Annotated in this window: 18 protein-coding genes; 9 read left to right on the top strand and 9 right to left on the bottom strand. The window is 68.8% G+C overall.

Annotation, left to right across the window (positions count from 1 at the left end):
• Positions 1–19: 19 nt before the first annotated feature.
• The 3 genes from gnd to dnaA form a co-directional block, all read right to left on the bottom strand.
• Positions 20–895, bottom strand: a complete 876-nt coding sequence (gene gnd, locus C4J65_RS16455; RefSeq protein WP_115743090.1) for a phosphogluconate dehydrogenase (NAD(+)-dependent, decarboxylating) — start codon at positions 893–895, stop codon at positions 20–22.
• Positions 896–1,119: 224 nt separating this feature from the next.
• Positions 1,120–2,250: a DNA polymerase III subunit beta gene (gene dnaN, locus C4J65_RS16460; RefSeq protein ID WP_003975054.1), complete on the bottom strand. Its 1,131-nt coding sequence runs from the start codon at positions 2,248–2,250 to the stop codon at positions 1,120–1,122.
• Positions 2,251–3,130: 880 nt separating this feature from the next.
• Positions 3,131–5,077 carry a chromosomal replication initiator protein DnaA gene (dnaA, locus tag C4J65_RS16470; RefSeq protein WP_115743091.1) on the bottom strand — a complete coding sequence of 649 codons (1,947 nt, stop codon included), beginning with the start codon at positions 5,075–5,077 and terminating at the stop codon, positions 3,131–3,133.
• 377 nt (positions 5,078–5,454) lie between these two features.
• On the opposite strand from dnaA, the gene rpmH reads away from it, so the two are divergent.
• From rpmH to C4J65_RS16515, 9 genes are all read left to right on the top strand, one after another.
• The gene (gene rpmH / locus C4J65_RS16475) at positions 5,455–5,592 is read left to right on the top strand and encodes a 50S ribosomal protein L34 (protein WP_003975051.1); all 138 of its coding nucleotides are present in this window, start codon (positions 5,455–5,457) and stop codon (positions 5,590–5,592) included.
• 21 nt (positions 5,593–5,613) lie between these two features.
• The gene (gene rnpA / locus C4J65_RS16480; protein WP_042822545.1) at positions 5,614–5,985 is read left to right on the top strand and encodes a ribonuclease P protein component; all 372 of its coding nucleotides are present in this window, start codon (positions 5,614–5,616) and stop codon (positions 5,983–5,985) included.
• On the top strand, positions 5,982–6,356 hold the full coding sequence (gene yidD, locus C4J65_RS16485) for a membrane protein insertion efficiency factor YidD (protein ID WP_115743092.1): 375 nt from the start codon (positions 5,982–5,984) through the stop codon (positions 6,354–6,356). The genes rnpA and yidD overlap by 4 nt, the downstream gene beginning before the upstream one ends.
• Before the next feature lie 3 nt (positions 6,357–6,359).
• Positions 6,360–7,655 (top strand): membrane protein insertase YidC, encoded by a 1,296-nt coding sequence (gene yidC, locus C4J65_RS16490; protein WP_115743093.1) that lies wholly within the window; start codon positions 6,360–6,362, stop codon positions 7,653–7,655.
• A gap of 15 nt (positions 7,656–7,670) precedes the next feature.
• Positions 7,671–8,183 carry a R3H domain-containing nucleic acid-binding protein gene (locus tag C4J65_RS16495; protein ID WP_115743094.1) on the top strand — a complete coding sequence of 171 codons (513 nt, stop codon included), beginning with the start codon at positions 7,671–7,673 and terminating at the stop codon, positions 8,181–8,183.
• 124 nt (positions 8,184–8,307) lie between these two features.
• Entirely contained in the window at positions 8,308–9,027 is a 720-nt protein-coding gene (rsmG, locus tag C4J65_RS16500; RefSeq protein ID WP_115743095.1) for a 16S rRNA (guanine(527)-N(7))-methyltransferase RsmG, read from the top strand.
• Between the two features lie 273 nt (positions 9,028–9,300).
• Positions 9,301–10,374, top strand: a complete 1,074-nt coding sequence (locus tag C4J65_RS16505) for a ParA family protein (protein ID WP_162833589.1) — start codon at positions 9,301–9,303, stop codon at positions 10,372–10,374.
• The gene (locus C4J65_RS16510) at positions 10,371–11,483 is read left to right on the top strand and encodes a ParB/RepB/Spo0J family partition protein (protein WP_115743096.1); all 1,113 of its coding nucleotides are present in this window, start codon (positions 10,371–10,373) and stop codon (positions 11,481–11,483) included. Before C4J65_RS16505 ends, C4J65_RS16510 begins: the two co-directional genes overlap by 4 nt.
• Before the next feature lie 298 nt (positions 11,484–11,781).
• Positions 11,782–12,399, top strand: a complete 618-nt coding sequence (locus C4J65_RS16515) for a GNAT family N-acetyltransferase (RefSeq protein ID WP_115743097.1) — start codon at positions 11,782–11,784, stop codon at positions 12,397–12,399.
• Positions 12,400–12,515: 116 nt separating this feature from the next.
• Here C4J65_RS16515 and trxA read toward each other — a convergent pair whose 3' ends face one another.
• The 6 genes from trxA to murJ all read right to left on the bottom strand — a co-directional run bounded on the left by trxA (position 12,516) and on the right by murJ (position 19,894).
• Positions 12,516–12,848, bottom strand: coding sequence for a thioredoxin (gene trxA / locus C4J65_RS16520; protein ID WP_003975042.1), 333 nt, complete (start codon positions 12,846–12,848; stop codon positions 12,516–12,518).
• Between the two features lie 38 nt (positions 12,849–12,886).
• A complete protein-coding gene (gene trxB / locus C4J65_RS16525; RefSeq protein WP_115743098.1) occupies positions 12,887–13,855 on the bottom strand; it encodes a thioredoxin-disulfide reductase in 969 nt (322 codons plus the stop codon).
• 158 nt (positions 13,856–14,013) lie between these two features.
• Positions 14,014–14,865, bottom strand: a complete 852-nt coding sequence (locus C4J65_RS16530) for a hypothetical protein (protein ID WP_115743099.1) — start codon at positions 14,863–14,865, stop codon at positions 14,014–14,016.
• A 17-nt stretch (positions 14,866–14,882) separates the two neighbouring features.
• Complete coding sequence (gene sigM, locus C4J65_RS16535) at positions 14,883–15,608, bottom strand: RNA polymerase sigma factor SigM (protein ID WP_115743100.1); 726 nt, start codon at positions 15,606–15,608, stop codon at positions 14,883–14,885.
• Between the two features lie 28 nt (positions 15,609–15,636).
• On the bottom strand, positions 15,637–17,334 hold the full coding sequence (locus tag C4J65_RS16540) for a protein kinase family protein (protein ID WP_115743101.1): 1,698 nt from the start codon (positions 17,332–17,334) through the stop codon (positions 15,637–15,639).
• A 139-nt stretch (positions 17,335–17,473) separates the two neighbouring features.
• A complete protein-coding gene (murJ, locus tag C4J65_RS16545) occupies positions 17,474–19,894 on the bottom strand; it encodes a murein biosynthesis integral membrane protein MurJ (RefSeq protein ID WP_115743102.1) in 2,421 nt (806 codons plus the stop codon).
• Between the last annotated feature and the right edge of the window lie 11 nt (positions 19,895–19,905).

Consider the following 19,905-nt stretch of genomic DNA (forward strand, 5'->3'; position numbering starts at 1 on the left):
GACCTCCCCAGCGTTCCGGTTACTTCTTCTCGACCGCGTGGCCGCCGAACTGATTGCGCAGCGCCGCGATCATCTTCATCTGCGGCGAGTCGTCCTGCCGGGACGCGAACCGCGCGAAGAGGGAGGCCGTGATCGCGGGCAGCGGCACCGCGTTGTCGATCGCCGCCTCCACCGTCCAGCGTCCCTCACCGGAGTCCTGTGCATAACCCCGGAGCCCGTCCAGGTGCTCGTCGTCGTCGAGCGCGTTGACCGCCAGGTCGAGGAGCCAGGAGCGGATGACGGTGCCCTCCTGCCAGGACCGGAAGACCTCGCGCACGTTCTCCACGGAGTCGACCTTCTCCAGCAGCTCCCAGCCCTCCGCGTAGGCCTGCATCATCGCGTACTCGATGCCGTTGTGGACCATCTTCGCGAAGTGGCCCGCGCCCACCTTGCCGGCGTGCACGGCGCCGAAGTCGCCCTCCGGCTTGAGGGCGTCGAAGACCGGCCGCACCTTGGCGACGTTCCCGGCGTCGCCGCCGTACATCAGCGCGTAACCGTTCTCCAGGCCCCACACGCCGCCGGAGACACCGCAGTCGACGAAGCCTATGCCCTTGGCCGCCAGCTCCTCCGCGTGCCTCTCGTCGTCCGTCCAGCGGGAGTTGCCGCCGTCCACGACCACGTCGCCGGGTTCCAGCAGCTCGCCGAGCCGGTCGACGGTGGCCTGGGTGGCCTCGCCGGCCGGGACCATCACCCACACCACGCGCGGTGCGCTGAGCTTGCCCACAAGCTCTTCCAGGCTGTGGACGTCGGCGAGGTCCGGATTGCGGTCGTATCCGACGACGGTGTGGCCCGCGCGGCGGATCCGCTCGCGCATGTTGCCGCCCATCTTGCCGAGGCCGACGAGACCGAGCTCCATCAGTTGCGTTCCTTAGGTGTGCGAGGTGGCAAGGCGGCACCTCCGTACCCGCCGGATGGGTGCCGCGGCACTTTCGTACCCGCGTCGAGCCTAAACCCGCACGCCCGTGCACAGCTGTGGGCATACGCGCTCAGACGTACGCCCCCACCTGCGCATTCGTCCCCACCCTGTGGACAGCGACCGACGGTTCGGTGGCTTGCTCAGCCGCTCAGCCGCTCAGCCGCTCAGCCGCTCAGCCGCACCGGCATGATCAGGTACTTGTAGGCCTCGTCCGCCTCGGCGTCCACCGCGGGCCTGCCGCTGAGCAGCGCCGGCTTCGTGGAGGTCGTGAAGGACAGCTGGGCGACCGGGGAGTCGATGGCGCTCAGACCGTCCAGCAGGAAGGTCGGGTTGAAGGCGATCGAGATGTCGTCGCCCTCCAGCTGGGCGTCAACCCTTTCCACAGCCTGTGCGTCGTCGCTGGAGCCGGCCTCCAGGATGAGCACGCCCTGCTCGAAGCTGAGCCGCACCGGGGTGTTGCGCTCGGCCACCAGGGCCACGCGCTTGACGGCCTCCACGAAGGGGGCGGTCTCGATCACGGCGACGCTGTTGAACTCCGTCGGGAACAGCGTCTTGTACTTCGGGAGGTCACCCTCCAGCAGACGCGTCGTCGTCCGGCGGCCCGCGCCCTCGAAACCGATCAGGCCCTCGCCCGCGCCCGAACCGGACAGCGCCAGGATCACCTGGTCACCGCTGGTCAGCGCCTTGGCGGTGTCCTGGAGCGTCTTGGCGGGCACCAGGGCGACCGCGGAGATGTCCGGGTTCTCCGGCTTCCACAGGAACTCGCGGACCGCGAAGCGGTAGCGGTCGGTGGAGGCCAGCGTCACCGAGTCGCCCTCGATCTCGATGCGCACACCGGTCAGGACGGGCAGCGTGTCGTCGCGGCCGGCGGCGATCGCCACCTGCTGCACGGCCGAGGCGAAGACCTCGCCGGGGACCGTGCCCGTCGCCTCCGGCATCTGCGGCAGCGCCGGATACTCCTCCACCGGCAGGGTGTGGAGGGTGAACCGCGAGGAGCCGCAGACCACCGTCGCCCGTACACCGTCCGTGGAAATCTCCACCGGCCGGTTGGGCAGGGCGCGGGAGATGTCGGCGAGCAGACGGCCGGAGACGAGGACCGTGCCCTCCTCCTCGATCTCGGCCTCCACCGACACCCGCGCCGAGACCTCGTAGTCGAAGCTGGACAGGCTCAGCTGCCCCTCCTCGGCCTTCAGCAGCAGGCCCGCGAGGACCGGCGCCGGCGGACGGGCCGGGAGGCTGCGAGCCGCCCAGGCCACTGCCTCCGCGAGTACGTCGCGTTCCACCCGGATCTTCACTGTTGCCGCCTCCTGCTGTTGCCGGCGCTGCTCGCCCTGCTTCGCCTTCGTCGTCTGATCGGTGTCGCCCGCCGCTGTGAGGGGCAGAACACCGGGGACCAGTCTGACGCACCCCACTGACAGTAGGTGCCGTTCGGGGTCAAGTCGTGACGAGGCGCGGTCGGGCCCGAGAGACCGAGTTGTGCACAGGACCCGCTTCGAAACGAATTCCGCTCTCTCTCTAGTCGTCAGTAGTAGTAGGGCCTGTGGATACCGTGGATAACCTCGTTTGCCCAGGTCAGAGCACGAATTTTGTCCACGGGGCCTGTGGGCGGAGCCGGTGGACAACCGGGCGTATCTGTGGAGAACAGAAAGTTCTGCACACACCGTGCACAGGGAGAGGCGACTTCTCCCCAGCGCCGTCCCCAGCTTTGAGCAGGTTTCCCACAGCCCGCCCAGGCAGCTTGGTGTGACGGCTTTCACTCGACGCGGTGACAGGGCGCGTCACGTTGCCGAACAGTGGACAGGCATGTGGAGAACCTGGCGATCGCTGGGGACAACGCCCTCCAGCCTGTGGGTTGCCCGTGGACAACTGAATGCACAGCCTGTGGATCATTTCTTTGTCCACAGCCTGTGGAGATCCTTTGTCCACGAATCCACAGGGATCTGACCTGCCCTGATGATCCCTCACCAGCCTGGCCTGTGGACAGGATCGGGACAACTTCCCAGTCCCCAAGGTGTGGATGGAAAAAACTGGCCGAATCTGTGGAGGACGGCCGTAACCCGGCATGGATTCGAACAGCGGACAGGACAGCCGTACGAGCACCTGGGCGGCCGGGGAGCATGCGAAAGGCGCCCCCGGGGGTCCCGGAGGCGCCTTCGTGACCGGTTCCGGCGGTCGTCAGCCGTTCTTGATGCGGTTGGTCAGCTCGGTCACCTGGTTGTAGATCGAGCGCCGCTCGGCCATCAGATTGCGGATCTTGCGGTCGGCGTGCATCACCGTGGTGTGGTCCCGGCCGCCGAACAGCGCGCCGATCTTCGGCAGCGAGAGGTCCGTCAGCTCACGGCACAGGTACATGGCGATCTGCCGGGCCGTCACCAGCGCCCGTCCGCGAGAGGTGCCGCACAGGTCCTCGACCGTGAGGCCGAAGTAGTCGGCGGTCGCGCCCATGATGGCCGTGGAGGTGATCTCGGGGGCCGAGTCCTCGCCGCCGGGGATCAGGTCCTTGAGGACGATCTCGGTGAGGCCCAGGTCCACCGGCTGCCGGTTGAGCGAGGCGAACGCCGTCACCCGGATCAGCGCGCCCTCCAGCTCGCGGATGTTGCGCGAGATCCGCGAGGCGATGAACTCCAGTACCTCCGGCGGGGCGTTGAGCTGCTCCTGCACCGCCTTCTTGCGCAGGATCGCGATGCGCGTCTCCAGCTCCGGCGGCTGGACGTCGGTGATCAGCCCCCACTCGAAGCGGTTGCGAAGCCGGTCCTCCAGCGTCACCAGCTGCTTGGGCGGCCGGTCGCTGGAGAGCACGATCTGCTTGTTGGCGTTGTGCAGGGTGTTGAAGGTGTGGAAGAACTCCTCCTGCGTCGACTCCTTGTCCGCGAGGAACTGGATGTCGTCGACGAGCAGGATGTCCATCTCGCGGTAGCGCTTGCGGAAGCTGTCGCCCTTGCCGTCGCGGATGGAGTTGATGAACTCGTTGGTGAACTCCTCCGAACTCACGTAGCGCACGCGCGTGCCCGGGTAGAGGCTGCGCGCGTAGTGCCCGATGGCGTGCAGGAGGTGGGTCTTGCCGAGTCCCGACTCCCCATAGATGAACAGGGGGTTGTAGGCCTTGGCGGGTGCCTCGGCGACGGCGACGGCCGCCGCGTGGGCGAAGCGGTTGGAGGCGCCGATGACGAAGGTGTCGAAGAGGTACTTCGGGTTCAGGCGCGCGGTCGGCTCGCCCGGACCGGTGGCCGGCGCGGGCTGGGCCGCCAGCGGTCCGGGTGCCCCGGTGGCGGGCCCGGGGCCGACGGGGCCGCCGCGGTGGACGTGTCCGGATCCCGCCGGGGGCTCGGACAGGTCGCGGCGCGGACCGCGCTGCTCGTAGTCGCCCCGCTGCTGGTCGTAGTTGTCGCGGGGTTTGTCGTAGTCGCCCCGGGCCTGCTCGTAGTCGCCGCGCTGGGCGTCGTACGACGGGCGTTCCGGGGGCTGCGGCCGGTAGTCCTGCTGGTACGGGGTGTGGGACTCGTGGGAGTACGGCGGCGGCTCCTGGCCGTACGGCTCCTGCGACGGGGACGCGTAGGGGTCCCGTTCCGGGAAGCCGAGGCGCTGCTGCTGCCAGCCGTAGTCGTCCTGCTGCGCGGGGCGGGGCCAGGAGCCGGGCTCCGGGCGCTGGTACTCCTGCGGATAGGCGGGCCGGGCGGTGGGGAGCTGGTCGGCGCGGTTGCGGCCGTACCCCTCGTACTCGTCGCGGTCGCGGTACTCCTCGCGGCCGCCCTGGCCTGGGGCGGGGAGCTCGGGCTCCTCGTAGCGGTGCTGGGGACGGGTGGGCGGCGCCTGGGGTGCCTGCGGAGCGGGCCCGGCGGGTTCGCCCGCGGTGTCGTCGACGGTGATCGCGATGCGGATCGGGCGCCCGCACTCGCGGCTCAGGGTCTCGCTGACGACCGGCGCGAGGCGGCCCTCCAGTACGCCCTTCGCAAATTCGTTCGGTACGGCGAGCAGGGCGGTGTCGGCGACCAGCGCGAGCGGCTGGCAGCGGCGGATCCAGTGCTCGTCCTTCGACTCGACGCCCTGCCCGCGGCCCTCTCCGAGAAGTTGCTCCAATACGCGTGGCCACACTGCGGCAAGATCGGCAGGTACGTCAGCCACAGGGCACGCTCTCTCACGAGTCCCTCGAAGGTGTGATTCGGGGACGGGTCGGGATGAAACTCGGGTGGGGCAGGGATAAGGGAACGAATCGGAGTCCAGTCACGGTAGTCAGCGCGACGGGTAGGGTTCAAGTTGTTGTCCCCAGCCTGTGGACAAGTGTCTCCCGGTCACCGCTGGTTTGACCGAATGGCGCAGTCGCACGTACCGTAACCAGGTCGAGTTGTCGATGGCTGCTGCCGCCTGCCTCCGATGGGCACAGGTCACGTCCAAGGTGATCGAAAAGCGGTGCACTCGGGCGTAACGCGAGCTACTCGTGGGCGCACGGTGACAGCCAGGACGGCACCCCGCCAACACCCGAATCTTTCTGGAGCCCCCGAGTGAGCAAGCGCACCTTCCAGCCGAACAACCGTCGCCGCGCGAAGACCCACGGTTTCCGGCTGCGTATGCGTACCCGTGCCGGCCGCGCGATTCTCGCGACCCGCCGCAGCAAGGGTCGCGCCCGTCTGTCCGCCTGATCCCGGTCAGGTCATGACATCGTGCTGCCCACCGAGAACCGGCTGAGGCGGCGCGAGGACTTCGCGACCGCTGTACGACGAGGTCGCCGGGCCGGCCGCCCGGCCCTCGTCGTCCACCTTCGAAGCGGTGCCACGGACCCGCACGCGCCTGGGGAGAGCGCTCCCCGGACACGTGCGGGTTTCGTCGTGAGCAAAGCCGTGGGTGTCGCGGTCGTGCGCAACAAGGTGAAGCGCAGACTTCGCCATCTGATGCGCGACCGGATCGACCTGTTGCCCCCCGGTAGCCTGGTAGTCGTACGAGCGCTGCCCGGTGCGGGTGACGCCGACCATGCACAGCTGGCCCGAGACCTGGACGCCGCCCTGGCGCGGCTACTGGGAGGGGGCGCGCGATGAAGTACCCGCTGCTGGCTCTGATCAAGCTCTACCAGTGGACGATCAGTCCGCTGCTGGGGCCGGTGTGCAAGTACTACCCGTCGTGTTCCCACTACGGCTACACGGCCATCGACCGGCACGGAGCCGTCAAGGGCACGGCACTCACCGCCTGGCGCATCCTGCGGTGCAATCCGTGGTCGCTGGGCGGCGTGGACCATGTTCCGCCGCGCAAGCGCCCGCGGTGGCACGAAATGCTGCGTGCCGCCTGGCGGGCACGCAAGGGCGGGACCTCCGCCGCCGAACCGGCCACCGAAGGAAGGCCTGCTCACCCGAGCCCGTCCGACCCTTCGAGCCCGGCCGCAGAGACCTCGCCCCATGCCCAAGGAGCATGATTAGTGGACACGATTGCCAGCCTCTTCAGCTTTATCACCTGGCCCGTCTCCTGGGTCATCGTCCAGTTCCACACGGTGTACGGGGCGATCTTCGGACCTGACACCGGATGGGCCTGGGGCCTGTCCATCGTGTCCCTGGTGGTCCTCATCCGCATCTGCCTGATCCCGCTCTTCGTGAAGCAGATCAAGGCGACGCGCGGGATGCAGACGCTCCAGCCGGAGATGAAGAAGATCCAGGAGCGCTACAAGAACGACAAGCAGCGTCAGTCCGAAGAGATGATGAAGCTGTACAAGGAGACGGGCACCAACCCGCTCTCCTCGTGCCTTCCCATCCTGGCGCAGTCCCCGTTCTTCTTCGCCCTGTACCACGTGCTCAACGGCATCGCCTCCGGCGACACCATCGGTGCCGTCAACCAGGACCTGCTGGAGAGCGCGCAGAAGGCGCACATCTTCGGAGCCCCGCTCGCTTCCAAGTTCTTCAGCAGCGAGAGCGACGTCGCTGCCCTCAGTGCCTCCCTGACCGACGTCCGCGTCGTGACCGCGATCATGATCGTGCTGATGTCGGCCTCGCAGTTCTTCACCCAGCGCCAGCTGATGACGAAGAACGTCGACACCACGGTGAAGACGCCGTTCATGCAGCAGCAGAAGATGCTGATGTACGTCTTCCCCGTCATGTTCGCCGTCTTCGGTGTCAACTTCCCCGTCGGTGTCCTCGTCTACTGGCTGACCACGAACGTGTGGACCATGGGCCAGCAGATGTACGTCATCCGCAACAACCCGACGCCCGGCTCCAAGGCGCAGGCCTCCTACCTGGAGCGGCTGCACAAGAGCGTCACCGAGCACGGCAAGACCCGTCGCCGGGGCGAGAAGGCCATTGTGAAGGCCATTGTCGCCAAGGGCCGGGACCGCAACGAGGCCGAGCGGAAGTTCATCAACGGTTTGAACAAGGCGGGCCTGGCGGCTCAGGCCGACGGCACCGTGGTGAAGAGCGACACCGCCGTGGCCGCCCAGAGCGCGGACGGCTCGACCGTGGCCACCGCGGCTCAGCCCAAGCGCCAGCAGCCCAAGCGCCAGAGCAAGTCCCAGCGCCAGGCCAAGCCCGCCGGCGAGGCCGAGCCGAAGACGTCGCTGACCAAGTCGGACGAGCCGCAGGACGCCAAGCCGGCCGACAAGGAGGACGCCAAGCCTGCCGCCGGTGCCAAGAAGCCGGCTCAGAAGTCCGGCGGCGGTGGTCGCAGCAAGGCCCAGTCCGGACAGCGCAAGGGCCCGCAGCGGCCCAAGTCCCCGTCGAAGAAGTAAGAAGGAGTCCATCCCGTGACGGAAGGCACCACCTCCGCCGCTGCCGAGGGTGCAGACACCCTCACCCGCCTCGAGCAGGAGGGCGAGATCGCCGCGGACTACCTGGAGGGTCTGCTCGACATCGCCGACCTCGACGGCGACATCGACATGGACGTCGAGGCCGACCGTGCCTCCGTCTCGATCATCAGCGACAGCAAGAGCAGGGATCTGGAGAAGCTGGTCGGCCGGGACGGTGAGGTGCTGGAGGCTCTGCAGGAGCTCACACGCCTGGCGGTGCACCGGGAGACCGGTGACCGCAGCCGGCTGATGCTCGACATCGCGGGGTACCGGGCCGACAAGCGCGCCGAGCTGTCCGAGCTGGGTGCCAAGGCCGCGGCCGAGGTCAAGAGCAGCGGCGAGTCCGTGCGGCTGAAGCCGATGACGCCCTTTGAGCGCAAGGTCGTGCACGACGCGGTCAAGGCCGCGGGACTGCGCAGTGAGTCCGAGGGTGAGGAGCCGGAGCGCTTCGTCGTCGTGCTCCCCGCCTGATCGGTTCTCTCGTTCTCCGGCCCCGTCTGTTGCGCAGGCGGGGCCGAATTTTGTCAGCCTGATAGTTCTGGTGGTTCTGGTACCGGCGCCCGGCGCGCCGGTGCCGTACGGAAGGACGGTCCCCGTGTCGGAGGCAGCGGAGCTCCCGCCTGTACCCGAGCAGGCACGTGATGTGTTCGGTGATCGCTACGCGGACGCGGTCCGCTACGCGGAACTGCTTGCCGAGGCGGGGGTGAAGCGTGGTCTGATCGGCCCACGCGAAGTACCCCGGCTCTGGGAGCGGCACCTGCTGAACTGCGCGGTGCTCTCGGAGGTCGTGCCCGAGGGAGTGACCGTGTGCGACGTCGGCTCGGGAGCCGGCCTGCCCGGAATCCCGCTGGCGCTGGTGCGGGAAGACCTGAAGATCACCCTCCTTGAGCCGCTGCTGCGACGCACGAACTTCCTGACCGAGGTCGTGGAGCTGCTGGGCCTGGACCATGTCACCGTGGTGCGGGGCCGGGCCGAGGAGGTCATGGGCAAGCTGCCGCCGGTGCATGTGGTGACGGCCCGTGCCGTCGCTCCCCTGGACCGCCTCGCCACCTGGGGGATTCCTCTGCTGCGCCCCTACGGGGAGATGCTCGCCCTCAAGGGCGACACGGCCGAGGAGGAGCTGAAGGCGGCGACCGCGGCGCTGAGCAAGCTCGGTGCGGAGCAGACGTCCATCCTCCACGTGGGAGAGGGTGTCGTGGATCCCCTGTCCACCGTGGTGCGAGTAGAGGTAGGCGAGAGCCCCGGTGGTGTGCGCTTCGCCGCCAAGCGGGCCAAGGCTGCCCGGACCGGACGGACACGTCGGCGCCGCGGATAGCATCCGACTTCGCTCGGATGGCCCGCCGTACTCCACACAAGCTGCCCTGCTCACGCATGCCGGAGTGTCGCGGCAGTTCGGCATCAGCTGCTGTGCATCGTGTTTCACGTGAAACGTCGCTCACTGCTGCACGGCATCATCAGCCGCGGCCGCGCCGCGGCCGATCCCCGCGACCGGAAGCCTCTCGGGTCGCTCGGAGAGGGCACGGAGTTGTCCACAGAGGTGGATTTCTCCACAGAAGACCAGGCCTCACTGGTTCATGACCCGGGAGGCATGGGAGGCTCTGTTCATAGCGAGCCTGAAGTCGAGGAGAGTGAATCCTTGCGGTCCGACGCCAATATCGCGGGACCGATGACCGATCCGGTCCCCGGTCCCCGTACCGAGTCGATGGGGGCGGATGTTTCACGTGAAACACCGCCTCCCATGGATGACACACCGATCGGTCGTGCTGCCCAACTGGCGGTGGAGGCTCTGGGCCGCGCCGGCGAGGGGTTGCCGCGACCCGAGCAGACCCGGGTCATGGTCGTAGCGAACCAGAAGGGCGGTGTGGGCAAGACGACGACGACCGTCAATCTTGCCGCGTCACTCGCCCTGCACGGTGCGAGAGTCCTGGTCGTCGACCTCGACCCGCAGGGCAACGCCTCCACCGCGCTGGGTATCGACCATCACGCCGATGTCCCCTCCATCTACGACGTGCTGGTCGAGAGCCGACCGCTCTCTGAAGTGGTCCAGCCGGTCCCTGATGTCGAGGGTCTGTTCTGCGCTCCCGCCACGATCGATCTCGCCGGTGCGGAGATCGAACTGGTCTCTCTGGTCGCACGCGAGAGCCGGCTCCAGCGAGCGATCACGGCGTACGAGCAGCCGCTGGACTACATCCTCATCGACTGCCCGCCCTCCCTCGGTCTGCTGACCGTCAACGCTCTCGTCGCGGGCCAGGAGGTGCTGATTCCGATCCAGTGCGAGTACTACGCCCTGGAAGGACTGGGGCAGCTACTGCGCAACGTCGACCTGGTCAGGGGCCATCTCAACCCCACGCTGCATGTGTCGACGATCCTCCTCACCATGTACGACGGCCGTACGCGGCTCGCGTCGCAGGTCGCGGACGAGGTGCGCAGCCACTTCGGTGAGGAGGTGTTGCGGACGAGCATTCCCCGCTCGGTCCGTATCTCCGAGGCCCCGAGCTACGGGCAGACGGTACTGACCTACGATCCAGGATCAAGCGGAGCCCTCTCCTATCTGGAGGCGGCCCGTGAGATCGCGCTGAGGGGTGTGGGCGTCGCCTATGACGCGACCCACGCTCACCTCGGCGCTCAGAACGATCCGAGCATGGTGGAGGGGACCCAGTGAGTGAGCGACGGAGGGGGTTGGGCCGTGGCCTCGGTGCACTGATCCCCAATGCCCCGACCGAGAAGTCGGTTGCCTCGGCGGCCTTGGGAAGTGCGGCTGGCACGGCCCCGGGGGCGATGCCTCTGCTGCCGAACGAGCGTGGGGTGGCCGCGGCAAGGGTGGCCACGCTGCCGCATGTTTCACGTGAAACGGAAGAGTCGACGGCACCCCAGGGCATGGAAGGGCTCCGGCCGCCCCTGGGGGCGCACTTCGCCGAGGTTCCTCTCGACGCCATCACCCCGAACCCGAAGCAGCCGCGCAAGGACTTCGACGACGACGCGCTGGCCGAGCTCGTCACCTCCATCCGAGAGGTTGGTCTCCTCCAGCCGGTCGTCGTTCGGCCGACGGAGCCGGGGCGCTACGAGTTGATCATGGGTGAGCGCCGATTCCGCGCTTGCCGGGAGCTGGAGCTGGATGCCATCCCGGCGATCGTGCGGGCGACGGAGGACGAGAAGCTCCTCCTGGACGCGCTCCTGGAGAACCTGCACCGCGCTCAGCTGAATCCGCTGGAGGAGGCCTTCGCCTACGACCAGCTGCTGAAGGACTTCAACTGCACGCATGACCAGCTGGCGGACCGCATCGGCCGTTCCCGCCCGCAGGTGTCCAACACGCTGCGTCTGCTGAAGCTCTCTCCCAAGGTGCAGAACCGGGTGGCCGCAGGGGTGCTCTCCGCGGGGCACGCGCGAGCCTTGCTGTCCGTCGACGATCCGGAGGAGCAGGATCGACTGGCACATCGCATCGTGGCCGAAGGGCTCTCGGTGCGATCGGTCGAGGAGATCGTGACCCTGATGGGTTCACGGCCGCAGAAGCCCCAACGAGCCAAGGGCCCCCGGGCCGGCTCTCTGGTCTCCCCAGCGCTGTCGGACCTCGCGACGCGGCTCTCGGACCGCTTCGAGACGCGGGTGAAGGTCGACCTGGGACAGAAGAAGGGCAAGATCACCGTGGAGTTCGCCTCCATGGACGACCTTGAGCGGATCCTCGGCAGTCTCGCTCCCGGTGAAGGCCCCGTACTGCAGAAGGGCCTCCTGGAGGACGAGGACGAGGACGGGGACGGGGACATCGAGTCCTGATCGGCTGTCTTGAGGGCGGGCCGCGGCCGGTGCATACCGGAACACGGTCCGCCCTTTGCTCTGCGTCGGTGTCGGGTCCACCGCATCGTGGATACGATGCGAGCGGGAGGGCGTAGTCACCTGGCGGTACCTCTGGGAGGAAGGCAGGGGCCATGCGAACGATGAGCCGCACCGAATGGGTGAGCGCGGGCTTGGGGCTGGGCGCGGTCGGTGGGTTCATCGGCAGCTTGCTCAGGGAACGGAGCGCTCTGACAGCCGCCCGCGACGCGGCAGGGGAAGGAAGCGAGGAACAGCCTTCATGGGGCGCCGGCTCGTACCGCTCACGCTGGACAACCTTCAGGACCTTCCCCAGCGCTGTCGCTCGTGCGTCTTCTGGGAACTGGACCCCGTCAGCGGCAAGGCCGCGGTAGAGGCCGGCACGCCGGCCCTGGAGAAGGAGTCCTGGATCTCCGCCGTACTGCTGGACTGGGGATCCTGCGGCCGGGTGGTCTACGTCGATGACGTGCCGGTGGGCTTCGTTCTCTACGCACCGCCCGCGTATGTACCGCGCTCAGCGGCTTTCCCCACCAGTCCGGTCTCCTCCGACGCGGTTCAGTTGATGACCGCGTTCGTGATGCCGGGGTACCAGGGCCAGGGACTGGGCCGGGTGATGGTCCAGACGGTTGCCAAGGATCTCCTGCGTCGTGGCTTCAAGGCCATCGAGGCGTTCGGGGATGCCCGCTGGAAGGAGCCCGCATGCGTCCTGCCGGCGGAGCATCTCCTGGCGGTGGGCTTCAAGACGGTCCGACCACATCCCCGGCACCCGCGGCTGCGGCTGGATCTTCGCTCCACGCTGTCCTGGAAGGAAGACGTGGAGATGGCACTGGACCGCCTGCTCGGCGCCGTGCAGAAGGAACCGGCGTTGCGTCCGCTGTAGTGACGCACCGGAGACCGCTGTACACCAAATGGGCCGACCCGTTCGGGTCGGCCCATTCGTGTTTCACGTGAAACGTCGGTCGAGATCATCAGTCGACGATCGTCAGTTGACGTTCGTCAGTCGGCGATGAAGTCCTCGAGGTCGCGGACGATCGCGGCCTTGGGCTTCGCACCGACGATGGTCTTGGCGACCTCGCCACCCTGGTAGACGTTCAGGGTCGGGATGGACATGACGCCGTACTTGGCGGCCGTACCCGGGTTCTCGTCGATGTTCAGCTTGACGATCTCGATCTTGTCACCGTACTCGGCGGCGATGGCCTCGAGGGACGGCGCGATCTGGCGGCACGGACCGCACCAGGCGGCCCAGAAGTCCACCAGGACGGGCTTGTCGTTCTTGAGGACGTCCTGCTCGAAGGAGTCATCGGTCACATGCTTAAGGGTGCCGGCCACGGCGGGCTCCTAACTCGTTGGTGCGAGGGATGGGGTGGTCAGACGGCGGTCTTCTCGGGCTCCGCCTTGTCCTCGTCGCTGAGAGCGGCGAGGAAGCGCTCGGCGTCGAGAGCGGCGGAGCAGCCGGTGCCCGCGGCGGTGATCGCCTGGCGGTAGGTGTGGTCGACCACGTCACCGGCCCCGAACACACCTGTCAGGTTGGTGCGGGTCGAGGGCGCGTCGACCTTCAGGTAGCCCTCCGGGTCCAGGTCGAGCTGGCCCTTGAAGAGCTCGGTGCGCGGGTCGTGGCCGATCGCGATGAACAGGCCGGTCACCGGCAGATCGGAGAGTTCGCCGGTCTTGACGTTGCGCAGCTTCAGGCCCGCCAGCTTCTGGTCGCCCTGGACCTCGGCGACCTCGCTGTCCCAGACGAATGTGATCTTGGGGTCGGCGAAGGCACGCTCCTGCATAGCCTTGGAGGCGCGCAGGGTGTCCCGGCGGTGGACGATCGTCACGGACTTCGCGAAGCGGGAGAGGAAGGTGGCCTCCTCCATCGCGGTGTCCCCGCCGCCGATCACGGCGATGTCCTGGTCCTTGAAGAAGAAGCCGTCACAGGTCGCGCACCAGGAGACACCGCGACCGGACAGCGCGTCCTCGTTCGGCAGGCCGAGCTTGCGGTGCTGGGAGCCGGTGGTGACGATGACGGCCTTGGCCTGGTGGACCGTTCCCGCGGTGTCGGTGACGGTCTTGATCTCACCGCTGAGGTCGACGGCCACGACGTCGTCGGGGATCAGCTCGGCCCCGAAGCGCTCCGCCTGGGCCCGCATGTTGTCCATGAGCTCGGGGCCCATGATGCCGTCCTGGAAGCCGGGGAAGTTCTCCACCTCGGTGGTGTTCATCAGCGCTCCGCCCGCGGTGACGGCACCCTCGAACACCAGCGGCTTCAGGGACGCTCGCGCGGTGTAGAGCGCCGCCGTGTAGCCGGCGGGCCCGGAGCCGATGATGATCACGTTTCGGACGTCGCTCACGGCTTCATTCCTCGTCTCTGGACTGCGTCTTCAGGGCCGGGTGGAGCTGCACTCGGAACTCTCACCCCACCTAACGGATCCTACGGGGCGCGCATTCCCGCTGTGCCCGGGCACACGGCGGCAGGGTCCCGTCGCCTGGTGAGGGGAAGGAAGGACCGCTACGAACGCGCGTAGGAGTGCTTGAGAAGGATCTTGGCCTTGCCCACCGCGGGCTGATCCACGCACGCCGTTTCGACGATGTAGGCGGTGACCCGGGTGTCATTGGTGGCGTCGGGCAGTACCACCAGCAAGGCTTCCCTGCCCTTGTAGACGCCGGGCTCCGTGGCGATCACAGCATCGTCGCGGCCGATCCCCTTACGGATGCACTCGGGGACGGTCGGTTGCTTGAAGACATGGTTCTCGGCGGTCTCGCCACCGTTCTCGGACTCCATGCCGAGACTGCGCGGCGTACGTGATCCGCCACTCTCGGCGCTCCCGTCCGCGAGGAGACCGGTGACCTTGTCCTGGAGCCGGCCCTCGGCGAAGGTGTCCGGGAGCGCGGTCTGCTGCCCGTGGGCGGTGTCGTGGGAGGGGCTCTCTCCGGTGAGGGAGGACACGATGACCGAGCCGAGCCCGATCGCGGCAGCGGCGGCCACGGCGCCGAGTACGGCGATCCTTCGCCGACCGCTTCGGCGGCGGTCCTTGCGGCCGGGACCGGTGGAGGGGGTTCGGGCGTGTCCGGCGGGCCGGTCGGCCGGTGCCGATGTTTCACGTGAAACACGCGGGCGGTCTCCGCTCCCCGGCAGGGGCTCGTTCGCCAGGGCGGCGTCGATACGGGCGGACACGTCGTCGGGCATGGGCGTGGGGGGAGGCAGGGTGCCTAGCAGTCCCTGGATCTCTTCCAGCGACGCGTAGACGTCCGCGCAGAGCTCGCAGCTTTCCAGGTGCCTCCGCACATGGGTGGTCCGTGTGCTCGGGAGGAGGCCTTCGGCGAGGTCGGAGATCTCCGCGACGTCCGGGTGCCCGGTCATGCCTGTCGTCGACGACGTCACGCTCGTCCACCTCCGCCCTTCACTGCGGCTGAATCACTCGACCCTGCTTCCGGCGGACCCGCACGCTGCGGTCCCGCTGCGGGTGGGACGGATGCCCCCGGCGTCCGGTTCCGCTCCGGGCCGGGCTTCCTGCCGTCTCCGCTGCCGTCCGGACGCAGGTGGGCGATCAGCGGCAGGAGTCGGGCTCTGCCCCGGGCACACCGGCTCTTGATCGTGCCATTCGGTACATCGAGGATGCGGGCGGCCTCCGCGACGGGATAGCCCTGCATGTCGACCAGGACGAGAGCGGCCCGCTGGTCGGCGGGCAGGGTGCCCAGGGCCTCCAGCAGCTGGCGGTGCAGATCGTTGCGCTCCGCAGGAGCGGAGGCCGACTCGTGCGGCTCCAGCAGCTGCTCCAGGCGTTCGGTGTCGTCGACGGGCGCGGTCTTCCGCGAGGCGGCCTTGCGGGCACGGTCCAGACAGGCGTTCACCGTGATCCGGTGCAGCCAGGTGGTGACGGCCGCCTGTCCACGGAAGGTGTGGGCGGCCCGATAGGCGGAGACGAGTGCGTCCTGGACAGCGTCGGCGGCCTCCTCGCGGTCCCCCAGCGTCCGCAGGGCCACCGCCCAGAGCCGGTCGCGGTGACGGCGCACGAGCTCACCGAAGGCATCGGGGTCGCCCTCGACGTGGCGGGCGAGCAGTTCCTGGTCGGTCACTCCGTCATGACTCGTGCCGCCCGCCATCACACCCCTCTCCCCGCGGTAGATGCCGTCAGCTGGTCACCTTGATGTCGGCCAGCCGGCCGCGCCAGTTCCCGTCTGACTGCACCGGCAGATCGGTGAGCCACACCAGGAGGTACCGGCTCTGGACGGCCTTGTCGGGCTTGAGTTCCACCGTCGTGCCCGAGCCCCCGGCGACCTTCTCGTACTGGTCGAAGGAGGTCGGCTCCGCCGTCGTGTCCTTGCCCGCACTGCGCAGCTCGACGGAAGTGTTCCCGACGAAGGTGACGGTCACCTTGCCGACCTGCTGTACCTTGCCGAGGTCCAGGATGACGCCGACGCCGGGCTTTAGGCGGCCGAAGTCGGAGCTGAGGTAGTAGTCCGTCTGCCAGTAGGTGGACTTGCTGCCGTCGTAGACATTCCCGATCTCGGAGGGCTTCTCGGACTGGTCGCCGAAGGGGTCGAAGTCCCGGGCACTGGTGATCGGAACGGCCTTGCCGGAGGCCGGGGGCTTCGAGCCCTTGTCGTTGTCACCGTCGACCGTCTGCGTCTGGTTCGGGTCGTCGGCCTTGCCGCCCCGTTCCATGAGCGCATCGGCGAGCTGCCAGCTGCCGAGTCCCAGTGCCGCGATCAGCAGGGCCGACACCCCCCACTTCAGGGCCTTGCCGGTGCGGCTCTGCAGCGGGGGCGGCGGCGTCGGCACGGGCTGGGTGGCACCGGGGCGCGGCGCCGGACGACCGTACGCACCCTGTTGGTAGGCCGTGCGCTGGTATTGGGGCGGTGCGGTGTACGCCGGCTCCGGCGGGCGGATGCGCGGCATCTCCGCGATCGCCTTCACCAGTTCCTCCGGCGTGGTGCACGGGGACTCGTGCCGGGAAGCGGTGGCACCGTCGTTGGCGAGCGCCCGCATGGCCAGTTCGGACAGGCCGCGGTGGACACCGGCACGTACCTGGTCCGGCGGGATCAGGCCGATGTCCTTGGGCAGGCCTGCCAGACCGTACGCGTCGCTCTCGTACGGCCAGCGCTGGGTGAGCGTGGCGTACAGCAGAGCGCCGATGGCCTCGGTGTCGGTGCGCTGTGGAGTGTCGGAACTGATGCCGCGCAGTGCGGCGTTGACGGCCAGCCCGCGGATCCGCCACTGGCCCGTCGACGTGCGCAGCACCGCGTTGGGGCTCAGACGCAGATGGGCGAGGCCCTCCCGGTGCGCGGCCGCCATGGCCGACGCGACCTGACTGACCATCTGGTAGGCGTCGTACACCTCCAGTGGCCCGGCGGCGAGGAGAGCGGTCAGCTCGGTGGCATCGGGGAGCCACTCGTGCACGACGTAGACGAGGTCGTTGTCCTCGACGGCGTCCAGTACCTGGACGAAGCGAGGGTCGCCGAGCAGGGCGGACGAGCGTGCCGCGGCCAGCACCGACCGGGCGCGCGAGTGGTCCGCGGGGAGTAGGTGGACTCCGACCGCGCGGCGCAGCTTCTCGTCGACGGCCCGCCAACTGCTGAAGCCGTCCAGACGGGTGACGCATTCCTCGAGGCGGTAGCGTCTGGCGAGCTTGTGCCCGCTGTGCAGTTCGGGAGGCGAGGCCTTGCCGGACTCCTCGCTCGTGGGGTTCCCCTGTGCCTCGTCGCTGTCCGTGTCCCGCTCCCGGTTGTTGGCCACCCCGTCGGCCGTGGACTGGTCCGCCTGTGCGGTCAGCGGCTCATCGCCACTGTTGTCTGCCACGTCGACGGCAGCTGTGCTCCGTTCCGCCACCGTCGTTCCTGCCTCCCCATTCCGTGCGCGTCGGCCGACTCCCGATCCGCGCGTCCGACGCCGAACCCAATTGTGCCCACAGTCCGCCGCTAAGCACGACACACAGCGGCGGACGATGGTTGTGCGCCTACCCCGGGTCTCAGCGTCCCAGGCGTCCGCGCACCATGCCGACCAGAGAGTTGACCTCCTCGATGCGCATGCGGCGGGCGGCGACGAAGAAGACACCGAACAGGAGCACTCCGCCGGCCAGCAGCGCGGCGAACGATCCCACGACGTCCTGGCCGAGCGAGCGGCTGATCGCGTAGCAGGCGGCGCCACCGACCAGGGCGGCCGGGACGGACGCGATGCACAGCCGGGCGTACGTGCGCAGCACCCGTGCGCCGTCCAGGTCCCCGCCGAGCCGCTTGCGCAGCCTGCGCCAGGCGACGCCCACGCCGATCACGTAGGCCAGGCCGTAGGAAGCGGCCATGCCGACGACGGCCCAGCGCGAGGGCAGCAGGAGGTAACACAGGCCCGAGGCGGCGGCGTTGACCACGGCGACGATGACGGTGTTGTAGAACGGCGTCCTGGTGTCCTCGTAGGCGTAGAAGGCGCGCAGGACGACGTACTGCACGGAGTACGGGATGAGACCGAGGCCGAAGGCCATCAGCATGTAGCCCATGTTGGTGGCTTCGCTGGTGCCCGAGGAGCCGAACATGAGCGTGCACATCGGGATGCCGAGCGCGACGAAACCGAAGGAGACGGGAACGATGGCCACCGCTGTCGTGCGCAGGCCCTGGGAGATGTCGTCCCGGACCGCTCCCCCGTCCTCCTCGGACGCCGAGCGGGAAATGCGGGGCAGCAGGGCGGCCATCAGCGAGACGGTGATGATGGCCTGCGGCAGTCCCCAGATCAGTTGTGCGTTGGCGTAGGCCGCGAAGCCGGTGCCGTCGACGGGCGAGGCCTTGCCCGCAGCGGTGGAGAGCTGGATGACGATCATGGCGCCCGCCTGGTTGGCGAGGACGAACAGGACCGTCCACTTGGCGAGGGTGATGGCCTTGCCCAGCCCGTGCCCCCTCCAGTCGAAGCGCAGCCGGAGCCGGAAACCCGTCTCCCGCAGGTAGGGGATCATGGCCAGGGACTGCACGATGAGTCCCAGCAGCACCCCGATGCCGAGCAGACGCTCGCCCTCCGGCGGGATGCTCGTCACCTTCATGCCCGAGGTTTCCGCGGTGCCGTAGACCCAGATGAACAGGCCGAGGGTCACGATGATGACGATGTTGTTCAGGACCGGGGTCCACATCATCGCGCCGAACCTGCCGCGGGCGTTGAGGACCTGCCCCATCACCACGTGCAGACCCATGAAGAAGATGGACGGCAGGAAGTAGCGGACGAAGGTGACACCGACCTCGTTGGCGGCCGGGTCACTGGCGACGGGGTTGGACAGGAGCCGGATCAGCAGGGGCGCGGCGAAGACCGTGATCACTGTCAGCGTGCCCAGCGCGACCATGACGAGGGTCAGGAGGCGGTTGGCGTAGGCCTCGCCTCCGTCGTCGTCGTCCTTCATGGCGCGTACGAGCTGTGGAACGAAGACCGAGTTGAGGCCGCCGCCGACGGTGAGGATGTAGATCATCGTGGGCAGCTGGTAGGCGACCTGGAACGTGTCGCCGAGCAGACCGACGCCCAGCGCCGAGACGATCAGCGCCGACCGGACGAACCCGGTCAGTCGCGACACCATCGTGCCGGCCGCCATCACGGCGCTCGACTTCAGCAGGCCTCCCGCGCGCCCGCCCTTCTTGGGCGCGGCGGCCGGTGCGGGCTCGGGCTCCTGGAGGGGAGCCTCGGCCGCCTCGGGGGTGGGGGCCACCGCGTACTGGCCGGGGGCGGGCGCCGCGTGCTGCCCGGGTGTCGGAGCGGGACCGCCGTACTGAGCGGGGCCGCCGTACTGACCGTGTGTCTGAGCGTTCCCGTACGGATCGGGGCCCTGGTGCCCGCCGTACTGGCCCGGAGGCTGTGGCGCGCCGTACTGGCCCGGCCCGGCGGCCCCGCCGTACGGCCCCGGTGCCGGTGCGGGGGCCGGTACGGCAGCCGGGTCGTCGTACGAGGGGTGGCCGCCGCCCTGCTGCTGGTCGCGGAACAGGTGCGCGAAGGCGTCCGGCTCCTGACGCTGGTCGCCGGCCTGGCCGACCAGGTCGTCGACGCCCACGAACTGGGTGGTCCGAGGATCGTCGCCGTACGGCAGGTACTGCGTCGGTCCCTCCGGTTCGGGGGCCGGTGTCTGGGCCCACATACGGGGGTCGGGAGCGTAGGGCGACTGGGCGGGCTGGGAGTACAGCGGCTGCTGCGGCGGGTACGTGCCCGGGGGCGGAGGAGGGTGCGCCGCGCGGTCGTAGAGCGCCTCGGAGACCGGGTCCTGGGCGGAGAGGTCCTGAGCCCGGTAGGGATCCTGGTCGTAGGCGTCCTGGAGGTACATGTCCGCGGGCGGCTGCGGCGGCGTCTGGCGGGGGTCCGGCGGCGGGCCCTGGGGGTGACCCGAGCCGTCCGCGGCCTGACCGCGGTCACCGTCGTACGGCGCGTTCATGGTTACCCCAC

This window comes from Streptomyces sp. CB09001 (assembly GCF_003369795.1).
Lineage (GTDB): Bacteria > Actinomycetota > Actinomycetes > Streptomycetales > Streptomycetaceae > Streptomyces.

Coding starts and splice junctions, on each gene's coding strand:
- C4J65_RS16515 (WP_115743097.1), top strand. CDS start 11,782: ATGGGGCGCCGGCTCGTACCGCTCACGCTGGACAACCTTCAGGACCTT.
- murJ (WP_115743102.1), bottom strand. CDS start 19,894: ATGAACGCGCCGTACGACGGTGACCGCGGTCAGGCCGCGGACGGCTCG.
- C4J65_RS16530 (WP_115743099.1), bottom strand. CDS start 14,865: ATGACCGGGCACCCGGACGTCGCGGAGATCTCCGACCTCGCCGAAGGC.
- yidD (WP_115743092.1), top strand. CDS start 5,982: ATGAAGTACCCGCTGCTGGCTCTGATCAAGCTCTACCAGTGGACGATC.
- sigM (WP_115743100.1), bottom strand. CDS start 15,608: ATGGCGGGCGGCACGAGTCATGACGGAGTGACCGACCAGGAACTGCTC.
- gnd (WP_115743090.1), bottom strand. CDS start 895: ATGGAGCTCGGTCTCGTCGGCCTCGGCAAGATGGGCGGCAACATGCGC.
- C4J65_RS16505 (WP_162833589.1), top strand. CDS start 9,301: ATGGGAGGCTCTGTTCATAGCGAGCCTGAAGTCGAGGAGAGTGAATCC.